Origin of the sequence: Psychrobacter sp. NPDC064578 (assembly GCF_044901245.1) — a bacterium.
In the GTDB taxonomy this organism is placed as follows: Bacteria; Pseudomonadota; Gammaproteobacteria; order Pseudomonadales; family Moraxellaceae; genus Psychrobacter; species Psychrobacter cibarius_C.
This window is the reverse complement of sequence record NZ_JBJDPI010000001.1, coordinates 56,312-80,784: the sequence shown is the minus strand read 5'-3', so window position 1 is coordinate 80,784 and position 24,473 is coordinate 56,312. Positions and strand designations below refer to the sequence as shown.

At 43.2% G+C, this 24,473-nt stretch carries 18 protein-coding genes; 8 read left to right on the top strand and 10 right to left on the bottom strand.

The genetic code is table 11. The features are described 5' to 3' along the window. Positions 1–550: 550 nt before the first annotated feature. The 3 genes from ACI2JM_RS00305 to epmA all read left to right on the top strand — a co-directional run bounded on the left by ACI2JM_RS00305 (position 551) and on the right by epmA (position 3,959). Positions 551–1,678, top strand: coding sequence for an AI-2E family transporter (locus ACI2JM_RS00305; RefSeq protein WP_045455346.1), 1,128 nt, complete (start codon positions 551–553; stop codon positions 1,676–1,678). Positions 1,679–1,748: 70 nt separating this feature from the next. Further along, positions 1,749–2,861, top strand: coding sequence for a 4-phosphoerythronate dehydrogenase (locus tag ACI2JM_RS00300; RefSeq protein WP_404641709.1), 1,113 nt, complete (start codon positions 1,749–1,751; stop codon positions 2,859–2,861). Positions 2,862–2,933: 72 nt separating this feature from the next. Continuing rightward, entirely contained in the window at positions 2,934–3,959 is a 1,026-nt protein-coding gene (epmA, locus tag ACI2JM_RS00295) for an EF-P lysine aminoacylase EpmA (protein WP_404641270.1), read from the top strand. 116 nt (positions 3,960–4,075) lie between these two features. Here the strand turns inward: epmA and ACI2JM_RS00290 are convergent, their stop codons facing one another. From ACI2JM_RS00290 to ACI2JM_RS00265, 6 genes are all read right to left on the bottom strand, one after another. Then, positions 4,076–4,714, bottom strand: a complete 639-nt coding sequence (locus ACI2JM_RS00290; RefSeq protein ID WP_404641268.1) for an NAD(P)H-binding protein — start codon at positions 4,712–4,714, stop codon at positions 4,076–4,078. A 174-nt stretch (positions 4,715–4,888) separates the two neighbouring features. Next, entirely contained in the window at positions 4,889–5,338 is a 450-nt protein-coding gene (locus tag ACI2JM_RS00285) for a YaiI/YqxD family protein (protein ID WP_314884964.1), read from the bottom strand. Next, the gene (locus ACI2JM_RS00280) at positions 5,338–6,696 is read right to left on the bottom strand and encodes a 5-(carboxyamino)imidazole ribonucleotide synthase (protein ID WP_404641266.1); all 1,359 of its coding nucleotides are present in this window, start codon (positions 6,694–6,696) and stop codon (positions 5,338–5,340) included. The genes ACI2JM_RS00285 and ACI2JM_RS00280 overlap by 1 nt, the downstream gene beginning before the upstream one ends. Positions 6,697–6,886: 190 nt before the next feature. Beyond that, positions 6,887–7,447 carry a 5-(carboxyamino)imidazole ribonucleotide mutase gene (gene purE, locus ACI2JM_RS00275; RefSeq protein ID WP_404641264.1) on the bottom strand — a complete coding sequence of 187 codons (561 nt, stop codon included), beginning with the start codon at positions 7,445–7,447 and terminating at the stop codon, positions 6,887–6,889. Positions 7,448–7,546: 99 nt separating this feature from the next. Further along, complete coding sequence (locus ACI2JM_RS00270; RefSeq protein WP_404641262.1) at positions 7,547–8,512, bottom strand: metallophosphoesterase; 966 nt, start codon at positions 8,510–8,512, stop codon at positions 7,547–7,549. A gap of 182 nt (positions 8,513–8,694) precedes the next feature. Next, complete coding sequence (locus ACI2JM_RS00265) at positions 8,695–9,303, bottom strand: rhomboid family intramembrane serine protease (RefSeq protein WP_045443506.1); 609 nt, start codon at positions 9,301–9,303, stop codon at positions 8,695–8,697. 374 nt (positions 9,304–9,677) lie between these two features. Here ACI2JM_RS00265 and ACI2JM_RS00260 point away from each other — a divergent pair, with 374 nt between their 5' ends. Further along, positions 9,678–11,306 carry a hypothetical protein gene (locus ACI2JM_RS00260; protein WP_404641260.1) on the top strand — a complete coding sequence of 543 codons (1,629 nt, stop codon included), beginning with the start codon at positions 9,678–9,680 and terminating at the stop codon, positions 11,304–11,306. Between the two features lie 464 nt (positions 11,307–11,770). Next, entirely contained in the window at positions 11,771–13,366 is a 1,596-nt protein-coding gene (locus tag ACI2JM_RS00255) for an OmpA family protein (RefSeq protein WP_404641258.1), read from the top strand. Between the two features lie 79 nt (positions 13,367–13,445). On the opposite strand, the gene nagZ is transcribed toward ACI2JM_RS00255, so the two are convergent. Next, complete coding sequence (nagZ, locus tag ACI2JM_RS00250; protein ID WP_404641256.1) at positions 13,446–14,534, bottom strand: beta-N-acetylhexosaminidase; 1,089 nt, start codon at positions 14,532–14,534, stop codon at positions 13,446–13,448. Positions 14,535–15,090: 556 nt separating this feature from the next. On the opposite strand from nagZ, the gene ACI2JM_RS00245 reads away from it, so the two are divergent. Further along, the gene (locus ACI2JM_RS00245) at positions 15,091–17,301 is read left to right on the top strand and encodes a carboxy terminal-processing peptidase (protein ID WP_045443512.1); all 2,211 of its coding nucleotides are present in this window, start codon (positions 15,091–15,093) and stop codon (positions 17,299–17,301) included. A 558-nt stretch (positions 17,302–17,859) separates the two neighbouring features. On the opposite strand, the gene ACI2JM_RS00240 is transcribed toward ACI2JM_RS00245, so the two are convergent. Next, on the bottom strand, positions 17,860–18,345 hold the full coding sequence (locus ACI2JM_RS00240; protein ID WP_045443514.1) for a peptidylprolyl isomerase: 486 nt from the start codon (positions 18,343–18,345) through the stop codon (positions 17,860–17,862). A 333-nt stretch (positions 18,346–18,678) separates the two neighbouring features. On the opposite strand from ACI2JM_RS00240, the gene ACI2JM_RS00235 reads away from it, so the two are divergent. Continuing rightward, positions 18,679–20,679, top strand: a complete 2,001-nt coding sequence (locus ACI2JM_RS00235) for a M61 family metallopeptidase (protein ID WP_060492138.1) — start codon at positions 18,679–18,681, stop codon at positions 20,677–20,679. A 179-nt stretch (positions 20,680–20,858) separates the two neighbouring features. Here the strand turns inward: ACI2JM_RS00235 and ACI2JM_RS00230 are convergent, their stop codons facing one another. After that, on the bottom strand, positions 20,859–21,674 hold the full coding sequence (locus ACI2JM_RS00230; protein WP_404641253.1) for a DUF305 domain-containing protein: 816 nt from the start codon (positions 21,672–21,674) through the stop codon (positions 20,859–20,861). A 265-nt stretch (positions 21,675–21,939) separates the two neighbouring features. After that, positions 21,940–22,566, bottom strand: a complete 627-nt coding sequence (locus ACI2JM_RS00225) for a pseudouridine synthase (RefSeq protein WP_404641251.1) — start codon at positions 22,564–22,566, stop codon at positions 21,940–21,942. Positions 22,567–23,027: 461 nt separating this feature from the next. Between ACI2JM_RS00225 and icd the strand changes: the two genes are divergently transcribed. Further along, entirely contained in the window at positions 23,028–24,287 is a 1,260-nt protein-coding gene (gene icd, locus ACI2JM_RS00220) for an NADP-dependent isocitrate dehydrogenase (RefSeq protein WP_404641249.1), read from the top strand. Positions 24,288–24,473: the final 186 nt, after the last annotated feature.

Below are 24,473 nucleotides of genomic sequence, written 5' to 3'. Positions count from 1 at the left end.
GAATGATCCAAATAAATAAGAACAAACGAATTTAATGCTATTAAAAAGCTTAAAATAATTACTTTAGTATAGCATCAATTATCGTTGCAAATAGAACGCGCCAGTGAATTACCTTTCAATAAGTCAGTTTACAGTATGAATGTAAAATATCCTTTTAGTGCATTGTTTTTACATGTTAAATCTATGTGTCAACTTCTATCTATTAATGTCATCATCTAGTAAGCTTGCACAGAGAAAGTTGTAAGTAAAGATTACAACATATCGTTATATCATTGTCGTATTTTGCGGCATAATAAGCCGTGATAATCGCTTGATATTTATCTTGCGTTAGTCAAAACTATCGTCCGTAAGTATGTTACGGTATGCTACGATTTGATGCTCTCAAAGCAGGTTTACTGGTACGGATTGTTTACACCCCTCGCTAATGGATACCGCTAATGGACAGGGTCTTTTTATGGGCACCGTCTGTGAGTTGATATTCATCACACATTTATAAACTTGCCAGCAAGGTCGCGATAGATCTTCGCTGTCTGCTCTTGGTTTATACGCTATGATTGAAAATTGGACAAAAGAATTTATTATTCAGCGCTTATTGGCTATTACTCTGTTGGTGGTGCTGTTCGTACTGTGTTTTCAAGTGGTACAATTTTTTATTGTACCCGCATTATGGGCGGCGATTTTAGCGTATGTTACCTTTCCTATTTATAACTTTTTTTACGAAAAAGTAAAGCTGAGTCCTAATTTTAGCGCTGCTATTATGACGGTGAGTATCTCCTTAATGATAGGTGTGCCACTGGTTATCGGTGTTTTTATTCTACAGCAAGAAGCCTTGAGCCTAATCAGTAACTTGATTTATCGTATAAAAGTGGGCTATTTAGATGTGCCTGATTCTATTAAAGATATGCCTATCATCGGTCAGCAAGTGAAAGATGTGCTGTGGAGAATCAATAAAAACCCAGAAGGGACGTTAGAGGCGTTTCGTATCTGGGTACAGTCACATTTATATTATGGCAAAGTAGCATTTGATGTGGTGTTTAGCGGTCTTGCCAAGTTAGGTATGGCGCTGATGACGTTGTTTTTCTTTTATCGTGATGGTACCAGTTTGGTGCGCCAAATTCGTCAAGCACTGCGTAATATCATTGGCAATCGCATCGATGGTTATATTGATTCTGTGGGTACGACCACGCGTGCGGTGGTTTATGGCATTGGTTTGACGGCATTGGCACAAGCACTGCTCGCAGGTGTGGGTTACTACTTCGCTGGTGCACCAAGTCCTATCTTACTCACTATCGTAACCTTTATTATCGCCCTGATTCCGTTCGGCACGCCATTTGTGTGGGGCGGTGTATCCATTTGGTTGTTAAGCCAAGGTCATACTGTAGAAGGGATTGGCTTGGCACTATGGGGCACTTTGGTTATCAGCTGGGTTGACAATCTCATCCGTCCTATTGTGATTAGTGGCGCGACCAAAATCCCTTTTATTATTATTTTTATTGGTGTATTAGGTGGTCTAACGGCTTTTGGCTTTGTTGGTTTGTTTATCGGTCCTGTGGTGCTAGCCATCGGATTGGCGGTATGGCGAGAATGGATATCGCAGCATAAAAATGAGATATTTGCCCCGCAGGATTTGGTGTTGTCTGACAACCAAACGTTGCCACCAGTCAATGAATCAGAGTAGAGGCACGTAGAGGCACATAGTCATGTTAAATAAGAATACTGCAAACGTTATGCAAAATAGAGCGAACTCTATTGACAGCATTACTATCGTAGCCGATAGCAATATCGCAAGCTTGGATGCGTTTTTTAATGCTTCGATGCTTGGACAGGTATCTGAGCAGACGGTCAATATAATCACCGTCACTGGACGCGATATCAATGCGCAATTACTGGCAGACGTTCAGCCTGATGTGCTGTTGATACGCTCGGTGACGCCAGTAGGCAAGGCATTGCTAGCCAATAATAACAGCGTAAAATTTGTCGGTTCAGCGACTATCGGTACCGATCATGTCGATCAAGACTATTTGGCGGCGCGAAATATCACTTTCGCCAATGCGGCTGGATGTAGTAAACATTCTGTCGCGCAGTATGTCTTGACGGCGATTTTGACGTTGCGTCCGCACTATTGGCAGCAATCTACGAAGCCATTAACATTGGGCATCATCGGACTTGGTAATATTGGTAGTACGCTCGCTCAGTATGCCAATGATTTAGGCTGGCAAGTACTAGGCTATGATCCACTACTGCCTGCATCGAATACGAATAATGCCAGCCTTGAGCAAGTGCTTAGCCAAAGCGATGCAGTGAGCTTACATGTGCCTTTAACCGATAAAAAAGATAGTACAAACCCTAGTGGCAGTGATTATCCAACAAAGCATCTGATTGACGCAACTACGCTGGCAGTGATGCCTGCGTATACCTTGTTGATTAATAGTGCGCGCGGACCAGTCATTAATGCGCGTGATTTAGAAGCAGATATTGAGCGCACAGATCGCCAAGTAGTGCTTGATGTGTTTGAATTTGAGCCAGAAATTTCTGTTTGCTTATTGTCCAAACTGGCTATCGCCACCCCTCATATCGCAGGTTATACGGTCGAAGGTAAGCTGCGTGGTACGCAAATTATCTATGACGCTTTATGTGAAAAGTTAGCAGTCTTGCCTGTATTGTCGATGCATCAGTTGCTACCACTTAATACTTATCTTTGGTCTGAGCTAAAAGCACATCCAGACAGATTACAGAAATTTTACGACATCATGCACGATGATGCTGCACTAAGAAGCAAGCTGGCTGACGGTCAAGTAAAGGGCGCTGACTTTGATCAGTTACGCCGAGATTATCACTTACGCCGTGAGTGGCAGTGGTAAAAGTTAGGCAGCCTTAAACCCTAAAGTAGCATCTGAGAACTTATTCTTATCCTTTAATTGCAGTAAATAATAATGACCCAAGCAAGTAACTCTTCTTCAAAACCCAGCTATGCGCCGACCATGACATTGGCAATGGCTCAGCAGCGTGCGCAATTGATGAGCACCGTTCGTCAGTTTTTCGCCACGCATCAAGTGCTTGAAGTGCAAACACCGCTACTATCGCAGGCTGGCAATACTGATACTTTCTTACAATCAGTCGCCGCGCAAGTGACGTATCAAGATAAACCTTGTACTTATTATTTGCATACTTCACCTGAGTTTGCCATGAAGCGTTTACTTGCCAGCTGGCAAGTGCCTATGTATCAAATTTGCTCCGTATTTCGAGATAATGAAATAGGCGTACGCCATAATATCGAATTTACCATGCTTGAATGGTATCAGCCGAATTATAGTCTGGACGATATGGCGGCTGAGCTGAGTGAGTTATTAGCGGCGCTTTATGGGCATTCAGTGGTGATGAGTCATTACCGCTATGTTGATGCGTTTATGGATTTTGTCGGCATACATCCGCTGACAGCTAGCCTTGATGCCCTGCAAGCAGTAGCAGAAGATAAGGGTTTGACAGGTTTTGATTTTAATAGCGACTTGGATAACACAGAAGATGGCGAAGCAGATATTCGTCAAAGCTGGCTAGATTTGCTGTTTAGTCATGCGGTCGAGCCAAACTTGGGTCACGATTTACCGACCTTGATTATAGAATATCCACCTGCCACGGCTGCACTGGCAAAAACAGCGGTTGATAAAGAGGGCAATACAGTCGCTAAACGTTTCGAGCTGTATATCAATGGCATTGAGATTGCCAACGCTTATGATGAGCTAGCAGATGGACAAGCGTTAAGAGAACGGTTTGAGCGAGACAATCACCTGCGTAAGCGTCATAACCTGCCACAAATGCCAATCGATGAGCATTTATTAGCAGCATCTGATGCTTTAATACCCTGTAGCGGTATCGCCGTTGGTATCGATAGATTACTCATGGTAATCACAGGCGCGAATAGCTTAGAAGATGTGATTTCTTTTCCAAGCGGTTTGGCCTAGTCGATTATTGATAGACATAATATAATTACCACTTATTTGACAAGCCTATTAGAAAAAAGCGAGTAACCCATTAGGCTTACTCGCTTTTTTCGTTTTAATCGCTGTAAAGTTGATTCTTATAATTTTGCAATCGCTTCATCAATCGCAGTCTCACCGTTATGCATACTAAACACTTTCTTGACGGTATTATTGGCATTTAGGACGGCTGCCAGAGTAGTCGCCACATCGGCAATTGAATTTTCTCCAGCATTATCATCGTTAACAGTGACTTTACCAGTTGCTTCGCGCTCTTTTAGCGCCCCTGCTTGAACGATGGTGTAGTCAAGGCTACTATTATTAATCAACCACTGATCCGCATAATGCTTGCAGATATAATATTCTTTTAGGTCAGCAATACCAGCATTGTCCCATTTACTGGTGTCTAACGAAAAGACGGTGCTAAGCATAATATAGCGCTTAATGCCTTTGTCCTCTGCGGCTTGCATGGTTTTGACCGCCCCATGCAAATCTACTTCTAAGACGTCTTTGCCGCCAGACCCTGCAACGAAATATATAGCGTCAATATCTCGACCAATTTGCTTTTGTATAGTTTCTTTTTCGGCAGTGATATCTAAATCGAGTTGGCTATAATTGTCATCGGTAAACAGTTTTTCTTCTTGGCGTGTCGTGCCAATAACTTGATGGTTATCCGCTAATAGCTGATTGACCAAATCCGTTCCCACTCGACCACTTGCACCAATTACTAAAATTTTCATTGTCATTCCTATTCTTATATACGTTATCGTTGTTGTAAAAACTAAATATAGCGTATCAAGAAAAAAAGGCACACTTCGTTATGAAGCGTGCCGATTGCATAGTGTTTGGTTATGGCGTGTATACAGTTTGCAAAGTGGATAAGATCAAAAAATCAAAGACAAAGCGGGTGAAAACTAGCGTACCAACTTGTTTAATCCATCAGCAAAAGCTTTTTTGTCACGATCGCCATAAGGTTTTTGACCACTCATTTCTTGTAGCTCGAGCACGCCAGTACCGCGCATGGTATCCATGAAATCACGCATATTGAGCTTTTGCTTGATATTATTTTTGTCGTAGACCATGCCGCGAGAGGTCAAGACCATACCACCTTTGTCCAGAATGTCATTAGCCAAAGGAATGTCGCTGGTAATAGCCAGATCGCCTGGCTGTATTTGCTCAACGATATAATCATCGGCTTTATCAAACCCTGATGGCACCACCGTCATGACAAGCAGTGGTGACTTACGCAGTTTGATCGGCTGATTGGCGACGAATATTGCTATGGTTTGTGTGCGTTCAGCGGTTTTGATAATCAAATCTTTGGCAATCAATGGCACCGAATCGGCATCTACCCAAATCTGCATTATTTCTTAACCTTTTCTGTTTTTGCCTTAGCGTCGATAGACTTAGTTGTTTGGCTGTCATCGATATGGACTTGTATACTCTCTAAAATATTGTCATTGTTATTGTCAGTAGTGGTTAGACTATCTGCCGCTTTTGGCTGGCTATCAATCGCAGATGGTTTTTTCTCAAGTCCCATTTTATTGGGTAGCGTAGCGACGAGCTTGGCCAAAGCAGGCTCTAAGTCGGCAACATCATTGGGCATCAAGGTAATATGCGCAATTTTGCGGTCATCGCGTTCTGCTTTGTGGTAGCTATGATAGTGTGCGCCATCGATATTTAGTACGGCGCTGATATCTGGATATTGCCCCAAGACATTGAGCATAATCGCTGGATGCACGTTGTCGGTGTCACCTAATGGCAGATTGACGACGGCACGAATGTGGTTTTCAAATTGGCTGGTGACAGCGCCTTCAATACTCCAATGTCCTGAATTGTGCACACGCGGCGCAATTTCATTAGCGAGTAGCGTGTCATGACCACGCGCATCTTTGGTCACAAAGAGCTCAAGTGCCATCACACCAACATAGTCTAAGTGGTTCATGATCTTGGTGATGGCATCGGTTGCTTGTTTGAATAAATGACTGGTGCCAACGGCAGGCGCTTGGGTCTTGGCTAAAATACCATTATGATGATGGTTTTCGACCAAATCGTAGCAACGGACCTGACCATTTTGTGCGCGTGCGGCGATAATAGAAAGCTCGCGGCTAAAGTTAATGAAACCTTCTGCAATCAAAGGTGCTGGCGTTGGCGTTAGTGAGCCCTTACCCGTAACTGCATCTTTAAGATCTTGCCATGCCGCCTTGATATCACTGTCTTGTCTAATCACAAACTGACCTTTGCCATCATAACCGCCACGGCTGGTTTTTAGGACGATAGGCAGTCCTAATTCATGACAGGCTTGCTGCAAATCCGCTTCAGAGTTGACAGCCATAAATGGTACAGTGGCAATATCAAGCGAATTGAACATTTGCTTTTCTTTGAGACGGTCTTGTGCGATATCAAGGGCAATCAATGGCGGAAACATACCTTGTTTGCTACCTGATTTTGACAGATCAGTCAGCTGTTCTACAGTCGCCGTCGGTGTGTTTTCAAACTCTAAGGTGAAAACGTCTGCTGCGGCGATGAAGTCTTTCAATTGATCGCTACGAAAGACACGACCGTATAGGCTAGCAGGGCAGTCAGCGCTGTCTTCTAAAAACACACATTGGTAGCCAAGTGGCATCGCTGCTTCGGCAAGCATCATACCAAGCTGACCACCGCCTAAAATACCGATGGTACGAATGGTTTGGGTAACAGGGTAAGCGTTCGCTGTAGTCATGGCAGGCTCTTTGAGTTAAAAATGAATAATATTTTGGGTGTAATAAAAGGTAAAAAGTCATCTATTAAAATAGGAAAAGGTGCATTACATGCACCTTGTATTAAGTAAAACCCATCTAAAAATAAATATCAAGTAAATAGCCGCTATGTCTCAATAATGGGATTCAAGAACCGTTATCAAAAACAGGTAATTAGGTATTGATAATGCCTGGCGTTGGGCTGGCAAGGATGGTATCAGTTTGCATTTGGCGCAGATTGTCCAGCTTAGCTGCAATGGTCTCATCATGCAATGCTAACACTTGAATCGCAAGCAGGGCAGCGTTGTAAGCGCCTGCTGAGCCAATCGCTAATGTGCCAACTGCGACGCCTTTAGGCATCTGTACGATAGACAAGAGACTATCCCAACCGCTGAGCATAGAAGACTTTACAGGAACACCAAACACAGGTAACGGCGTTTGACTGGCACACATGCCAGGCAGATGAGCAGCACCGCCAGCGCCAGCGATGATAACTTGTAGACCGTTATCTTTTGCACTTTTTGCATAGTCAAACAATCTATCAGGGGTGCGGTGTGCTGAAACCACTTCACAATCAAAAGCGATATCAAAGTCTGCGAGCAATTGCGCTGCCGCACTCATGGTTGCCCAATCAGATTGTGATCCCATAATAATGCCAACTTTCGGCTGACCAGCAGGGGAGGCGATAGGGCTGTTTTGATCCATCGTGTTAACAGTAGCTGTTGTGGTGCTCATGCTTTGATATCCTCAAAAAGACCATCATACAAAAGTTTTGTTGCTCTCGTAAAGCCAAGTTTGATTTTTAATAAGAAAGCGGGGGCAATAGTACCAATTTTATGGATTGGAGTTTGCAGATTTATCATGGTGATATTGGACAAAGTTACTGGCTCTTAGTGGCAGTGGTTGCTCAGTATCGAGCTGATAACAAGTCAGATATCCGCTGTCTACCGCCGCTGAATAATCAGTACAGGCTACTTGTGAACTCAGTGGCTCAGGCGTGCCAGTTAGCCAATAATGACCGACAAATACCGCTTTATCCGTTTTCAGAGCGAAATCAATATTTTCAGCCAACACCTCTTTTGGAATCTGAGCCAATGCTGATGCAGGCGCACGCGCCACCTCATAAAGACGGCGTTTATTCAGCCCGTCAAGCCACCAGCATACTCGAACGCGCTTGCGCTCAGTGCCTTCTTTATCGACCATGACTATGCCGTCGGGTAATGCTGTTTCTACACCTTTTAACACCCGCTCTAGCGCGTCAAATGGCGCCGTGTTTTCTTTGGCAGTGGCGACTAGCCCGTGCGGCGTTAAACAGTTATCGTCAGTCAATAGTGGCTGCAATACCGCCATACTATCGACATCCCAGCAGGCATGAACAAAACAAGCGTCGTCTGTTTCAATCCATAAAGGCAGCTCATATAACCGATTCAGCCAATATTGATGACGCTCTGAGCCAAAAGCTATTTCGGCTAAAAATGCGGCATGTTGGCGTGTATGTATGTCATTGTGCGAGCGCAGATATTGGCTGGAGTTATCAGGGTCAAGTGTGGCAAAGGCGAGGGCATTATATTCATGATTGCCCATTATCGCATCTGCCACGTTAGCATCTAACATGGCAAAAACAACCTCTAAGGTAGCCAATTGTTGTGGTCCTCGGTCAATCAAGTCACCGATAAATAACGCCCGATGCCCTGCTGGCGGTACAAAGTACGTGCCATTATGAACGTAACCTAGCTGCTCTAATAAGCCAATTAACTTGTCTGCGTAGCCGTGAATATCACCGATAACATCTATTATCATAATAATTATCAAATTCTTAAATAGTTTGTTGAGTATAAGTTTGTGCAAAACATAACGCGATGTTAATCATCGCTTAATTACTTAAACTGCCACCATAAACCAAGTGCTCATTTCACTTTTTATCACTGAGTTTTATTTCAATTTTTACCACTGAGCTTAATTACTAAGCTTCATTACTAAATTTAAAGCCCAGGCGATAATAGCGCATTGATAAAATGCGGTAGGACTTGCGGTTCTAAAATAATCGTGGCAATAACCCCAAACGCGCCGCCCCACATATGCGCCATATGATTGATATTAGAGCCGCCCCGTTTGTCTGCATAGATACTATAAGCGATATAAGCGACGGCGAATAATATCGCAGGTATAGGAACAATCGCGAATAGGTAAATTTTCTCCCACGGTGCCAGCAAAATAAAAGCAAACAATACGGCTGATACACCGCCTGATGCACCAAGGCTTAAATAGCTCGCATTATTTTTATTCTTAAGGTAGCTTGGAATCATCGCAATGATAATGGCCAATACGTAAAAGACCACGAAACCATAACCAAATAAGAACGGCTGATACAGTCCTTCAATAGCACGACCAAAAAAGTATAAAGTAAACATATTAAAGAGCAGGTGCATGCTATCGGCATGAATAAAGCCATGCGTGACAAAACGGTCCCATTGCCCATTATTTACCGCTGGCGGATAAAAAATAAGCCGATTAAATACTGTTTTGTTTTGCCATGCCACTAAGCTGACAATAACCGTGATAATAATAATAAGGGTCGTATGATTGAACAAAGGAAAATCCTTAGGCTGCGCCTGATATGTGACAATGTGATGAATAACAATATTCAAAGCCTACGCATTATGGCTGAGTGCAAACTAAATAGGACTGACAAGCAATTATTAAGCATGAGCTATTTATAATAAAGTAATACTAACAGTAGTTATGACAATGCAAAAACTTATTATGTGACAAAATAGTGCATTTATATGCTTTTATAGTGAATAATATAGCAGGCTGTCAGGCAAATTGAGTAATGCTTCGTATCTTGACGGTAATGGCGGGTTAAATGAGAGCGGTATCTAAGAATGCAGACGCTAACGACAAGTAAAATAAACGTTTCATGCGTTGGTAAATTTAAAATAAAGGCCGAAAGAGGCAGTAATCTATGAGTATTATCGACCAATTAGAAAAGACCGTAACGCCAGCTGTCATAGGTGAGTGCAATAGTCATGATAGTGTGGCTTATATTAGTTTACTGGAGCAGTTTTATGCCATCTTGGCGTCGCGTCTCGCCTTGCCGCAAGTGTACTCACAATTTATCCGCGCCGAGCAAATGATGGTTGATAGAGTCACAGAAAGTCCACTGTTCGAACAACTGTGGCAAGATAAAAGCATACAACAGCTTATGATCCGAGAGCTGTCTACTACCCATCATATTGATGAGTCTGCTACGTTACAGCTGCTCATCAATGCCGCGCCACTGGCTTATCGTGAGCTGACAGTATTGGCAAACGGACAGTTTTTGCCAGCGTTTTTGCAGGGAGAGCAGGCAGCATTGCGTCAGTATTTACCGATGTGGTCAGCACCTATTATTACTGCTCCTCAAAACGTCAATAGTTCATCAGAAGCACACCCACACATCGCCGCAGATATTGATAGCGTACCAGTGCGTGACACCTTTTTGGATGGACGACAAAATTCTCATATAGACACCAGTACGATCGCCGCAGTGCCAGCCGCTTATAGGAAAAATGCTGATACAGCAGATAAAAAAGATAATGGAAATACTGATGTAGAAAGTATGAAGATAGGCGATACCGATGGCCATTTTAGCGCTCATACTGATGCCATTCATGCCAATCCATCCGCGCATCATTTGGCAGAAAATAGCAGTATGAAGCAAGAAAAAGTACGTACTCGCAATCAACGTAATGATTTACTAGTACGGGTGGGTTTATTAATAGTAGCCATTGCCTCGATAGGGCTTGCTGCTTGGGCAATATTAATCAGACCAAACAACGCGCCGCCTATAGAAGCCGCTGCGACAGTGCCTGTTGTGGTAGCACCAACGCCTGCACCAGTAGCGCAGGTAATGACTCCCATTGAGCTAATCGTTGGCGTAGATAACAGCGGTAGTCTGTATGCCTGTAGCGCTACCATTGGCGATGCAGCGCTACAAAGCACCTTGCAACAAGCGCTCAATACCAGCTTTGGTGAGCAAGCGAGTATTTGCGAATTAACAGTACAGGCTGGAGTTGCCAGTAGTATTGCCAATTTACCAGAGGAAGTACTGCCCAATGTCTTGACGATGATTAGGTCTACGCCATTTGCACGCCTACATTTGCAGAATGATCGTCTTATGTTAGAAGCGCCAGACAGTATGCTCTTGCAACGACTGGTTACGGATATACGTACTTTGATACCTGCCATGGTCATCGATAGTACTGCACCATTACCATTGCCTGAAAATAACGATGCCAATGCAATGAATAATACGAATAATCAGTTTGAAAATGAGGGACCTGCCAACAATCAGTATGCTAATGACTATAACAACAGTGGGTCTGGAGAGTTCCAAGCAGCAGATGATGATACAGGCGATCATATCGTACCTAATCCTGCACCCAACAATTATAGTAACAATGCCAGCAACATTCCTAACAATACCCCTAACAATACCCCTAACAATGCACCGATGAATAACAGACCGTCAGGTTCTATTTCAGAATCGGAGGTAGATGATATGGCAAGCACACTTATCATCGCTGAACCTGCGCAAGTAAGGAATAAATGATTGGATAATAGAGGTGTTTAACGATTGTTTAATCATTTATCCATTGAAACAAGTTATCAAGTAAAGATGGCGGTATAAGTTGCTTATACCGCCATTTTTTCTGTTAATACCCAGTTGGAAGTATCTAAAAAACCATAAAGTATCTGAAAAAAGGATATATTTTCTCCATTTATACATAAGTTTTACTGATTCTTTTATGGCTTCTCACTGGGTTAATGATTGGTTATTTGCCATGTTTTTGGTTACGTGTGACACTTGAAATATTACCTAACGTATCATTTGTACAACAACCTGTTGATTGTTAACACTGACTTAATACTTTTATAATGATGAAAATTGAACAGGGTCAAGATGGTTTTAGCTGTCATGGTTCTTCTTTCAAATCATTATTTTATCTGGTGTTTTTTGAATATTTTAATTATATAAATCGATACTAATATAGGCATTAATAGGAGAATTGTATTATGGATATTATCAGTCATTTGACGCGTACCGTCAGCCCAGCCGTGCTGGAAGATGATCATAGTCCCGCTAAAAAGGGGCTACTGGAGCAGTTCTACGCTATTTTTGCGGCCCGCTTAGCAGATAACGATACTTATAATCGTTTTGCAAATGAGAATATCACTCGTGATGACCAAGGGTTTTATGACCGTGTATGGAGCGATGATTCGCAACGTGATCAAATCGCTCGTGAGCTGGCAGGCAAGCATAATGTTGATGCAACGTCTTCGCGTGGACTGATAGCGATGGCAGCGCCACTGGCTTTTCACGAAATCAAAAGCTTGGCAGGTACTACACCAGTGCCGCAGTTCTTAAATGATAATCTCGACAGTTACCAGCGTTATATCCCTGCTTGGGCAAGCGCCGTTCTGCCAGTCGGTATGTTGGCAGCGACGCCTGCTGCTGGCGCGCGTATCTCTGATACGGTGAGCACCGCTCCATTACAACGCGAAGAAGAGCAGCAAGGCAGCTTTATGAAAGCATTGCTCCCCATTATTGGCTTGATTATTTTAGGCGCATTGGCTTGGGCTTTACTTCGTGGTTGTCAAGAGAACCCTGAGCCTGTCGCTACACCGGTGGCTACTGCCCAACAAGCAGCGCAGGGAGAGGGTCAGTTGGCAGTGGCAGGTGATATTGAGCCTGCATCATTGCGCATTGCGACTGGTGAAAATAGTGAACTGTATGCTTGCCGTATGAATGTGGGCGACGAGACCTTGCAGACCAATGTAATGAATGCGTTAACCAGTGCATTTGGTGAAGAAGCCAATAAATGCCGTGCTGATGTCGATGATAATTTTGCAGTAGATATGCCAGCGGCGGCTCAGCTAGCTACTATCTTACCTATCGTCAAAAATGTACCAAATGCGAGCATGATCATCAAAGGCGATGTTATCACTGTCAATGCGCCTGATGCAGCGGCATTAGATAAGCTAGTGGCTGACTTACAAGCGGCTGTTCCTGCGATGACCATACAAGCCGAAGGGCCGTTAGATTTGCAGGGTGAGATTGATAATAGTTTGGCAGCTGCGGATGTTGCTATGACCAATCTTGGTAAAAACCCAGATCCACGTGATGTGGCTCGTGCATTGAGTATTCAGGTGATCAACTTTGAAGTGGATGAAGCGGTCATTCCTGATGTCAATAAAGAGCTGCTTGACCGCGCTGCTAAGATTATCAACGAAGTACCGAATATGAAGCTGACGATTATCGGTCATACTGACAGTCAGGCATCCGATTCTTACAATGTAGAGTTGTCTCGTGATCGCGCTGAGGCAGTGAAAGAGTATTTGGTATCTCAAGGTGTTGATGCTAGTAAACTGATGACGAAAGGCATGGGTGAATCAGAACCTATCGCTGATAACTCAACGGAGCAGGGTCGCTTCCGTAATCGCCGTATTGAATTTATAGTCAATGACGAGATGGCCAGTGCAAACGATGGTATGATTATTAGTAATGATGCGCTTGACCCAGACATAAACCCTTTGGATAGCAATAACGATGACTTATTGCCTGATGGTGATGATGCCACTCAAGGTACGGCAGTAGATCCAACCAATTAATGCACAGAAGATTGATTGAGTTATTACTAATTTAAAAAACCGCATCTTATAAAAGGTGCGGTTTTTTATTTTGTTAAGGCTATTGTTTATAGGCGGTCGGATCTTTTAATTCAGTAGCGCTGCGAGTCGCTTGTGCCTCAGATTGAGGATTAAAAAAGGTTTGAGTTACGTTTTTCTTTGCCTGTTGCCAATAGTCAAATTGTTGACAAGTTGATTCTAGATCACCTTGCCATGTTGGTATCTGTCCGCACATTGTTTTAATGCGGTTTTGATTGGGATAAGGCAGCTCTTGTGCGGTCTCTGCGGCTTCATGGGCGGCGACGCGATCATTACAAACCAGCGCAATATCACAACCCGCTTCAATCGCGGCTTTCACACGTGCGCTGACATCGCCTGCGGCTTGAGCACCTGCCATACATAGATCATCAGAGAATAAGACCCCATCAAACTTTAGCTGATCCCGTATGATGTCCTTGAGCCAAGTTTTAGAAAAACCTGCTGGCTTATCATCGACTTGCGAAAAAATAACATGGGCAGGCATTAAGGCATCAAGCCACGGTAAGGTTTGGGCAAAAGGCTGCATATCGCTATGCATAATCTCATCCAAGCTACGCGTATCGATGGCCTCAGCCACATGGGAGTCAGGGGCAATGGCGCCATGACCGGGGAAATGCTTGCCTGTGGTTGCCATGCCAGCGGCTTTCATACCGCGCATAAACTGAGTCGCCAGCGCAGTGATCGCTTGCGGCTCTTGATGAAAGCTACGATCCCCAATGACTTGGCTGATGCCATCTCTATCAAGTACTGGAGCAAAACTGAGATCAATGCCCACGGCCAATACTTCTGTTGCCATTAGATAGCCACAATCGTAAGCACAGCTTAGCGCATGGCTAGGCTCTTGATTGAAGAGCTCCCCAAGCTTGCCCATGGCGGGTAGTGGGGTAAAGCCATTGCGCAGGCGTGCGACTCGTCCACCTTCTTGGTCGACGCCGATTAATATATCTGGGTTGTGATAACGTATGTCGTCACACAACGCCCGTACTTGTGCCGCATCTGCAACGTTTCGGGCAAATAGAATCACCCCGCCCACCTGTGCCTGTTTGATTAAGCTGACATCTTCTGCTGTCAGTGCGGTACTATCGATATCAATCATTAAAACGCCGTACATTGCGTAATCCTTATGGTGTTATATATTGTTATATGATCGGTTCAGCTTCAAATAAATAAATGATGATAATTGGCAGTGTGCCACTATTATCAAAACTGCTTTATTATGACAGTTATTAGTAAATGAGCATAATGTGGCAGATGAATAGACTCAAATCAATTCGCCAGTAGGCATTGAATCGTCAATAAATGACCCAAATAATGATGAACAATAAATGTCATAGAAAGTTTGGTATGTGCAGGCGTAGCGTGTAAGATTGCTTATACAGTTTGAGACAGTTGGATATCTATGTGCATGATAATATTGAGTGATTTTTAACAATATATTAGCAAACAGCAATGGCATTTAGTGACCATAATTATTCAGAAAATAGCATGTATTAGAAAATATCGTTTTAGATTTTAGAAAGTATCATTGAATACATATTCGATTGATAATGGTAGATAAGTATTTCGTGACTTAAAGATAAAGCATTTATAGGCGGCGATTGATTCAGTCACTTTTGATTTTTATAAAACAAATAATATTATTAACGTAAAATAACTAGGTATATATGATGAAAAAACAACCAGCACAGTGGTTACTCAGTGCAGCGTCAGTGGGCATCGCCGGTATTATTCTCACCCAGAGCTACGGGACGGCAATGGCCGACACCAATACTGAAGGCTTTGTACAAACCCCTGAACAAAAAGTCACCACTCGCCAAGTAGCCGCATTGCTGGATCGTAGCCACTATTTGAATCAGCCGCTAGATAGCAAAACGGGCAGCGAAATCTTGTCTATGTATATCGATAGCCTTGACCCAAACCATACGTTGTTTTTGCAGTCTGATGTGGATGAGTTTAAGAAAAAATACGCCGATGAATTCGGTGCTCGCCTCAAGCGTGGCGACTTATCTGCAGGAGTAGAGGTCTTTGAACGCTATCGCAAACGCTCAAATGAGTATTTTGCGATGGCGAGCAAGATGCTAAAAACCGATATTGATTTGACGAGTGATGATACGATCGTGCTTGACCGTGAAAAACTCAATCATTTTAAAACCAAAAAAGAGCAGCGTGATTATTGGACGCGTCAGCTGAAATTTCAGCTGATGAGTATTACCTTGGGCCAAGAAGATGAAAAAGCCAAAGAAAAAGTATTCCTGAGCAATCCAGATATTACTCGTGGACAAGATTTGGTGCGCAACGACCAACGTACACCAAGCGAGATTTTACAAAACCGTTTATCGCGACAGCAAGAGCAGTTTAAGCGTCTCACAAACGATGAAATCATGGAAACCATCTTAAATACGGCGATGCTGACTTACGATCCGCACAGTAATTATTATGCACCGATTCAGGCCAACGAATTGCAAATCCAATCTAGCCTGCAATTAGAAGGCATTGGCGTCTCTATTCGTCCTGACCGTAAAAACCCAGATTATACTCGCATCGTGACCTTGGTCGATGGTGGTCCAGCAGCCAAATCTGGTCAGATTAAACCCAATGATTTGATTATCGGTATTGCCAAAGATGGCGAGAACATGACAGACGTGGTTGGCTGGTCAACGCGTGAGATTGTGAGCTTGATTCGCGGTAAACGTGGCACGTCAGTGACCATCAAAGTGCGTCAGCCAAATACCCCTGATGCCAGTGCCCGTAACGTGACGGTGGTTCGTGACATTATTCAACAAGAAGAGTCAGGGGTTACCCAGCGCGTGGTAGAAGTACAGCGCCCTAATATTGATAAAACGCCAAAACGCATCGGCGTCCTTGAGATACCAAGCTTTTATCTGAATTATCAGGCACGCCGTAACGGTGAAGATTATCGCAGCGTCAGTATCGATACCGAAAAAGCATTGAAAGCGTTGAATAAAGAAAATATTGATGGCCTCGTGGTTGATTTGCGCAATAATCCAGGTGGTTCATTGGATGAAGTAGCAAAAATGCTTGGCTTCTTTATCAAGAGCGGACCGATGGTGCAAATCCGTGACAATCGCGGCAACATTCAGGTCTACCGTGACGATGATGGCGGTGAGCAACTTTATGATGGCAAAGTGGTCGTTATTACCAACCTAGCGTCTGCCTCAGCCAGTGAGATATTTGCCGCGGCTATCCAAGATTACGGTCGTGGGCTAGTGGTTGGCAGTACGACAACGGGTAAAGGTTCAGCGCAGATTCAACTCGATAATTTGGCATTGGGTTCAGCCACTTTAACGCAGCGCAAATTCTATCGCATCACTGGTGGTAGTACGCAGAATAAAGGTGTTGTACCTGATGTAGAGTTGGTCAATATCTACGATGATGCCACTTTTGGCGAACGTGCGCAGAAAAAAGCGTTACCTTGGGATACCATCAAAACGGCGCCTTACAAGCCTGAAGGTAAGTTCACTGATACGACGCTGGCGACACTTAACCAGCAGTCTAAAATTCGTCAAGAGCAAAACCCACAGTTTGTTTATCTCTCAGCGCTAAACAACATTCGCGATATGGAAGACGAGAAAAAACCAATTCCACTTGATATCAATAGCCGCCGAGCTAAGATGCAGTTGATTGAAAAGCGCTCACTAGAGGCTGAAAATAAACGTCTTATTGCAACGGGTGAGCGCCCTTATGCCAATTGGAACACCTATCAAGCAGCAATGGATGCAAAATTTGAAGAGCGCAGCCGCATGAAAGCCAAGGAGCGCCCAGAGCTACCTGAAGACGAAGCGTTCATCAATGAAGCGGCCTATATTATGCTAAGCGCTGAACCCAAAGCATTGTTAAGCCCTGAAGAGAAGCTATAAACCGTCAATATTGTCAGCCAAAAAGGCTGTGATTAAAATCCACGTAAGCATATGCTTACATGGATTGACGTTTATACCTCTTACTAACCATGAGGCAATCTGCGATTATAACTGTACGGCACGATTGAACGAAAAGGTTCATTGATACTAGGGATTGGTATCTCAAAGGTCGCATCAGGGATAGGTGGTTTGCTGATTAAGGATGATAAGGCTGGATGCCTGTCAGTTATAGGATACTCCGGGATTAGGTATCATATAACGATAACATGGATGGTTAGTGATAAAAGCCGCATAACGCTTGTCGTTATGCGGCTTTGTTACGTCTGGACATTAGTAATTTTTATGGTAGATCTTTTAGAGAGATATTGCTCAAGTTTAATATCACTGTAGACGTAAATAGCGCTCAGCTTATAGATAAGTATATTAATATTAATATTGAACTTATCATAGAATAAGCATAAAAAAGGCCAGTAACCTTATCAGCCACTGACCTTTTTTGACCAAATGGCAATCTTAATAAAGACTACCATTTAACATCTCACTATACTCTAGAAGAGATTAGTGCTCAACGCCACCAGCGCCATGGACATGACCATGGTTTAGTTCATCTTCAGTCGCTGCACGCACTTCTTGGATTTCAACATCAAACGTCAAACGCTTACCAGCCAATGGATGGTTTGCATCAACGGTCACTTCTTTGTCATTTACTTCAGTAACGGTAACTAGCATTACTTGTCCGCCAGCTTCTGACTGAAACTGCATACCCGGCTGGATATCTTCAACGCCTTGGAAGTTATCACGTGGTACATGTTGTACCGCTTGCTCTTGATATTCGCCGTAGCCATCAGCAGGTTCAACAACAGCATTGACTTGTTCGCCAGCAGATTTACCTTCTAGCTGTTGCTCAAGGCCTGGAATGATGTTGCTGTGGCCATGCAAATACGCAAGTGGTTGACCTTCTGGTGATTGGTCAAGAATGTTGCCTTCGTCGTCTTTTAGTGTGTAATTGAATTTGACGGCAGTGTCTTTTGCAATAATAGTCATAAGTTATCCTAAATATATCTATGTAAAAAATTAAATACGGTTGCAATAAACCTAAAAAATCCAATCAGCAAGCCAAATAGCCACGTCATTAGTCAATTATCATCAGTTTATTAAAGTAACTTTAGCAGTTAGCATCTTTAATTGAGATGGCTCATATAACTTTCAAGGTAAAAACAATAAAAAATGCTATTTTATACTGATAAATGTCGTTTTTTATGAAAATAAACACAGTTTTTTGTGGTTTGAAGACCGTAAATGGATATTCGGGGTTTGCCAGTTGCGTTTTTGGACAATGGCTTTTACCATAATGATATAAATAAGGATAAAAAAACAATGACTTCATTTGCCAATAATTCACGCAGTCAGCTATCAGATGCTAATACAATCAGCGATCACCATAAAGCTAAAGCTGATATCAATTATCGACTCAATTTCGAGCGTTTTTCTGAGCACTTGGTTGATGTGTCACTCAATTTTACGGCAGTAAATGATGCACCTCAACTTTGGATGCCGGCGTGGATACCAGGCAGTTATCTGATGCGTGAGTTCGCGCGCAACATTACCGCGGTGCATTATCAGGTGTTAGACAGCCAGATGCTAGATAGTAAAGCATTAGACAGCCAAATCATGGATGACGATACTCACGAGACTTATCGCGCGCACAAAATAGATAAAAACACGTGGCAATTACCAAAAGCTAAGGCAGGGCAAGCCATCAGTGTCCACTATGAAGTTTATTGCTATGATTTATCGGTACGTACTGCCTATGTCGATCAGCAGCGTTTGTATGGGAATTTCACCTCACTGGCATTGGCTGTAGAAGGGCAGGAGCATCGAGCTGTACAAGTCAGTTTAGCAGTGCCAGCAGCATTTTTAGCAGGTAAAGATGAGAGTCGGCTACTATTGGCATGTGGGTTAGAGTCTACTCATCTACGTCTTGATGGGCAGCATAGCTATGGACTACAAGCAGGCAGTTATCACGACCTTATTGATTACCCGTTTGAGATTGCAGAACAAGATAAGTTTGACTTTATTATTCAAGACAGTACGCATCAGACGCTACATCATCGTTTTTATCTCTCAGGTAAGCACAGTGCCAATATGGGCAGGCTACAGCAGGATGTCACTCAGATCTGTCAGTGCTATTTAGATTGGTTGGGTGATGCGCCATTTAATGATTATACGTTTATGACCTTTGCCAGTGGTCAGGATTATGGTGGGCTTGAGCATATCAATTCGACCAGTCTCATTACGCCGCGCCGAGACTTACCAACTCTTGATGAGCCAAAAATACCAAGCACCGATTATCAGCGATTTTTGGGCTTATGCAGCCATGAGTATTTTCATTCGTGGTGGGTCAAAACGGTACGCCCAGATGTTATGTTGGATGTTGATTTGCGCCGCGAGGCATTTACACCACTGCTATGGGTATTTGAGGGATTTACTTCGTATATCGATGACTTTATGTTGCAAGCATCGGGCGTGATTGATAAGCCAAGCTATCTCAAACTATTGGCTGAGCAAATTAATCGTTACTATCAAACCGCGGGTCGCGCGTATCAAAGCGTTGCAGAGTCGAGCTTTGATGCGTGGATTAAGCTATACCGTAACGATGAAAATACAGGCAACGCTGGTATCAGTTATTACAACAAAGGCGCATTGGTGGCGTTATGCTTGGATTTGACACTGCTCCAAAAGAGCAATGGTCGCTATCGTCTGTTTGATGTGGTCAAGGCTTTTTATACTCAAGCAAAGAAAAACGACAATAAACGCATTGGCATCAGTAGTGCTGATATGGGTACAGTCATTGGGCAGTTCATGCCCATAGAGGATTGGGAAGACTTTGAGTATCGTTATGTCAATGGTGTTGAAGAGTTGCCAATCGAAGCGCTGCTGGCGGCAAACGGTATTAGCATGCATAGCAATAGCAAAGAGACGGCTGACAAGCATGTGCCTTGGGGCATGCGCTGTACTGAAACACCTGCTGGACTCAAAGTCAATCGCGTGACACGTGCTAGTGTCGCTGCTAGAGCGGGTATTTCAGCGAACGATGTCATTGTGGCGCTTGACGGTATCAAGGCTGACAGTAAACAATTGGCGTTGCTGAGTAATGTGGAGCGCGACATTGAGTGTCACCTGTTTCGCCGTGATGAGTTGATGCGTGTTAATGTGCTGCCTAAAGCGGCTAATGAAGCCATTGACAAAGCATCTCCGCATAAAGTGAGCTTGCACTTAACAAAAGCAAATCAATCGTCAGGAGTCAGTGATAACTCTTCTCTAGTCGATGCAGGCTGGCAAGCATGGCTTAACGCTATAGAGTGTTATCAGGGTTAAATACATTGCTAAATATATTAATGTGAATGTATTTGTTCTCACTATGCTGTTCAATAATTTATTAAAAATGAAAGCCCCTGCCAAATAATATTATTTGGCAGGGGCTTTGTGTAATGACTGGCAGCCTTTTAAGGTTTGTTAAAAATTAACAGCTCAGTCAGCGTTTAATAATTCAACACCTAAGAAGCAGCTTGCTCAGATTGCTGATGGTTATCCGCTTCATTTGCAGCCTGTGTCTCTTTAGCCTTGTTATCGGTATTAGCATTTGCAATCCATTGTTGCATACGCGCAATCTCAATCTGTTGGCTATCGATGATGTCTTGTGCCAATTGACGCATCTCTTCGTCAGTGCCATATTTCAGCTGAATGTTCGCCATCTCTACTGCGCCAATGTGATGCGGCAGCATACCACGTGCAAATGCCATGTCAGGCACAGGATTGGCGATACCCAATACCATCTCGCCATTTAAGACATCCATGCTTCTGGCATAGGCTTGCTGCATCGATTCAGTGTTGGGTTTAGGTTTGGCTGTATCAGGGTGGCTAGCAAGCCATTTATTCAAAATATCGATTTCAACTTGCTGAGCGGCGATAATCTCTTGTGCCAATTGACGCATCTCTTCGTCAGTGCCATATTTCAGCTGAATTTTTGCCATTTCTACGGCACCGCGGTGGTGTCCAAGCATCGCTTTAGCAAAGGCTGTATCAGGATCGTTATAACCCATACCGATCATCATCTCATCATGCATTCTAGTCATCGACCTTGTATAGTCTCTGAGTATGTCGGTCATTTGGCTCTCATCCGCGCTGTTTTCGCCACCTACTAGGTCGTTATCAGCGTCAACGTCATTTGGAGCATCGACGATATCAGTCACAGGTGGGGTCGCTGCAGTAGGATCTGTGTCATCGTTGTCTTTTGTCGGCTGACAGGCGCTCAGTATAAGCGCCGTGGAGACGCTAGTGGCCAACAAGATCCAACAACGAGAAGCAAACATAACATATCCCTATAATAAAAAATCAAATGATAAGTGGATGAGACTTATGATACCTAAACAATAGTGTTCTGAAGCTTAGCAGATAAACCTTGCTCATTCGAGACGCGATGTTTAGCAAGTCGTAATTGGTTCTAATTGATATCAAAGCCAATGACTAAGACGTATTCTTATTTAAAAAAGCTGATAGAAATAAGGATATCCTCTAATAAGCGGATGCCAGTCACGAGCAATCAGCAATGAGATACCAGTAGATTGGTAGTAATAATTAATCAAGAATGCCTAATTGCTGACAGCGTTCGCTAGTGAGATGAATACGCACAAACTCACCAACGGCTAAATCACCCAATTCGAACCCTGCCACTGACCAGCGTATCAAACGCAAACAAGGCAGTCCAACCTGCGCTGTCATGCGTCTGACTTGGCGATTCTTACCTTCATAAATCGTCAGCATGAGCCACGAAGTCGGTACATTCTTACGCTCACGAATAGGCGGCTCACGTTGCCATAAATCAATGGGTAAGTTTGCCTCTTCTACCATGAGAGCCGTCGCAGGTAGTGTCTTGCCATCTTTTAAATGTACGCCAGAGGCAAGCTCATTCAACTGCGCTGGCGTTGCTGTACCTTCAACTTGCACCAAGTAAGTTTTGCCTTGCTTATGACGGTTTTTTGCAAAATTAGCAGCAGAAGGTGGCTGGGTAATGGCTTTATTGACTCGACCATTACTCGTTAAAATCAGCAAGCCCTCTGAGGTGGCATCAAGCCTACCCGCAATCCGTAAAGACTTATCGGTAAAATACTGTGATAGGGTGGTGTGATCATTGTTGCTGTCATCACGAAATTGACTTTGCACCCCATAAGGTTTGTTGAATAAAATCAGACTAGAGGTTGACATGGTTTGGGATTTCCTAAATTTGAATCATTATTTTGTGCGTATTTTGAGATTAGAGCGTGTCCTCAATTCACCATTTTTAAAATGAGGACACACCCTAATAAAACGTTATTTTTTTAAATCAACGCTATAAGCTGCAAATTTGTTGATTTTATATAAAGTATCTTTGTTATTTTGCGCGTTATTATAACAGTCTGTGTGGATGCTATTTTACTAAAGGGATTTTTACAGTATCGTTAATTCAATAAATCGTTAAGTCAATAAATGATTATTCACTGTATCGCTATTTTACTTATTCATTTTTTAAATCATTTATCAGCATATCGCAACTTACCTATTGCTCAAAGTTTTTAGTTTGGCTCACCCGCGTTTAAAGCGGTATAAATAATCATAATAGAGTGGCTAGCATAACAGAGTGCTAAGGATGCTTGCGATATCTAACATACAACCAAGGAGTTTTATCCATGTCTTATGAGAAGGTTATCGTCCCAAGAGACGGCGAAAAAATTACCGTAAATGCTGATCTTTCGCTAAATGTACCCAATCATCCTATCATCCCGTTCGTTGAAGGCGATGGCATTGGGGTCGATATCACGCCTGTCATGATAAAAGTCGTTAATGCGGCAGTGGAGAAAGCTTATCATGGCAAACAGTCCATCATTTGGATGGAGGCTTATCTCGGCGAAAAAGCCGCTAAAATATACGATGGTGACTATCTGCCAAGCGAGACGCTAGAGATTTTAAAAGACTATGTTATCAGTATCAAAGGCCCATTGACCACGCCAGTTGGCGGTGGTTTTCGCTCATTGAATGTAGCGGTACGTCAAGAGCTTGACCTCTATGTGTGTCAGCGCCCAGTTCGTTGGTTTGAAGGTGTACCAAGTCCTGTTCAACATCCTGAGCTGACAGATATGGTCATTTTCCGTGAAAACTCAGAAGATATCTATGCAGGTATCGAATGGAAAGCGGGCAGTGAGGATGCTAATAAAATCATCAAATTCTTAAAAGAAGAGATGGGCGTTACGAAGATCCGCTTCGATGATGATTGCGGTATCGGCATCAAGCCAGTATCCAAAGAAGGCTCGCAGCGTCTGGTGCGTAAAGCCATTCAACATGCTATCGATAATGATTTGCCCAGTGTGACTTTAGTGCACAAAGGCAATATTATGAAGTATACCGAAGGCGCATTTAAGGAATGGGGCTATGAGCTGGCAGCAGAACGCTTCGATGCAGAATTATTAGATGGTGGTCCTTGGATGACAATGAAAAATCCAAAAACAGGCAATGATATTATTATCAAGGATGTTATTGCTGATGCCTTTCTGCAGCAAATCTTGATGCGTCCTGCGGATTATTCAGTCGTTGCGACGCTAAACTTAAACGGTGATTATATCTCAGATGCCCTAGCAGCCGAGGTGGGCGGTATTGGTATCGCACCGGGCGCTAACAAAGGCGGTGCAATTGCGGTTTATGAGGCAACTCATGGCACAGTACCTAAATATGCGGGTCAGAATAAAGTAAATCCTGGCTCATTGATTTTATCAGCTGAGATGATGTTAAGAGACATGGGCTGGATAGAAGCCGCTGATCTCATTATTAGTGGTATCCAAGGTGCTATTGCTAACAAAACAGTCACTTATGACTTTGAGCGCCTCATGCCAGATGCTATCTTGCTCAGTACTTCTGAGTTTGGTAAAGCGGTTATCAAGCACATGGATGTTTAAAAAGTATATAGAGCTGAGTCAGCAGTTATCAGAATTTTATAGTATTGATAAAAGTATCAATATTCACAAAAGTATCGCTGAACATATCAATGTCCAAAAGCCACCTAAAGTTATGTAGGTGGCTTTTTTATTGGCAGTTTTTTGCTGTTTATAAGTGATATTTTAAAAGTAACGTTTTAAACGTAC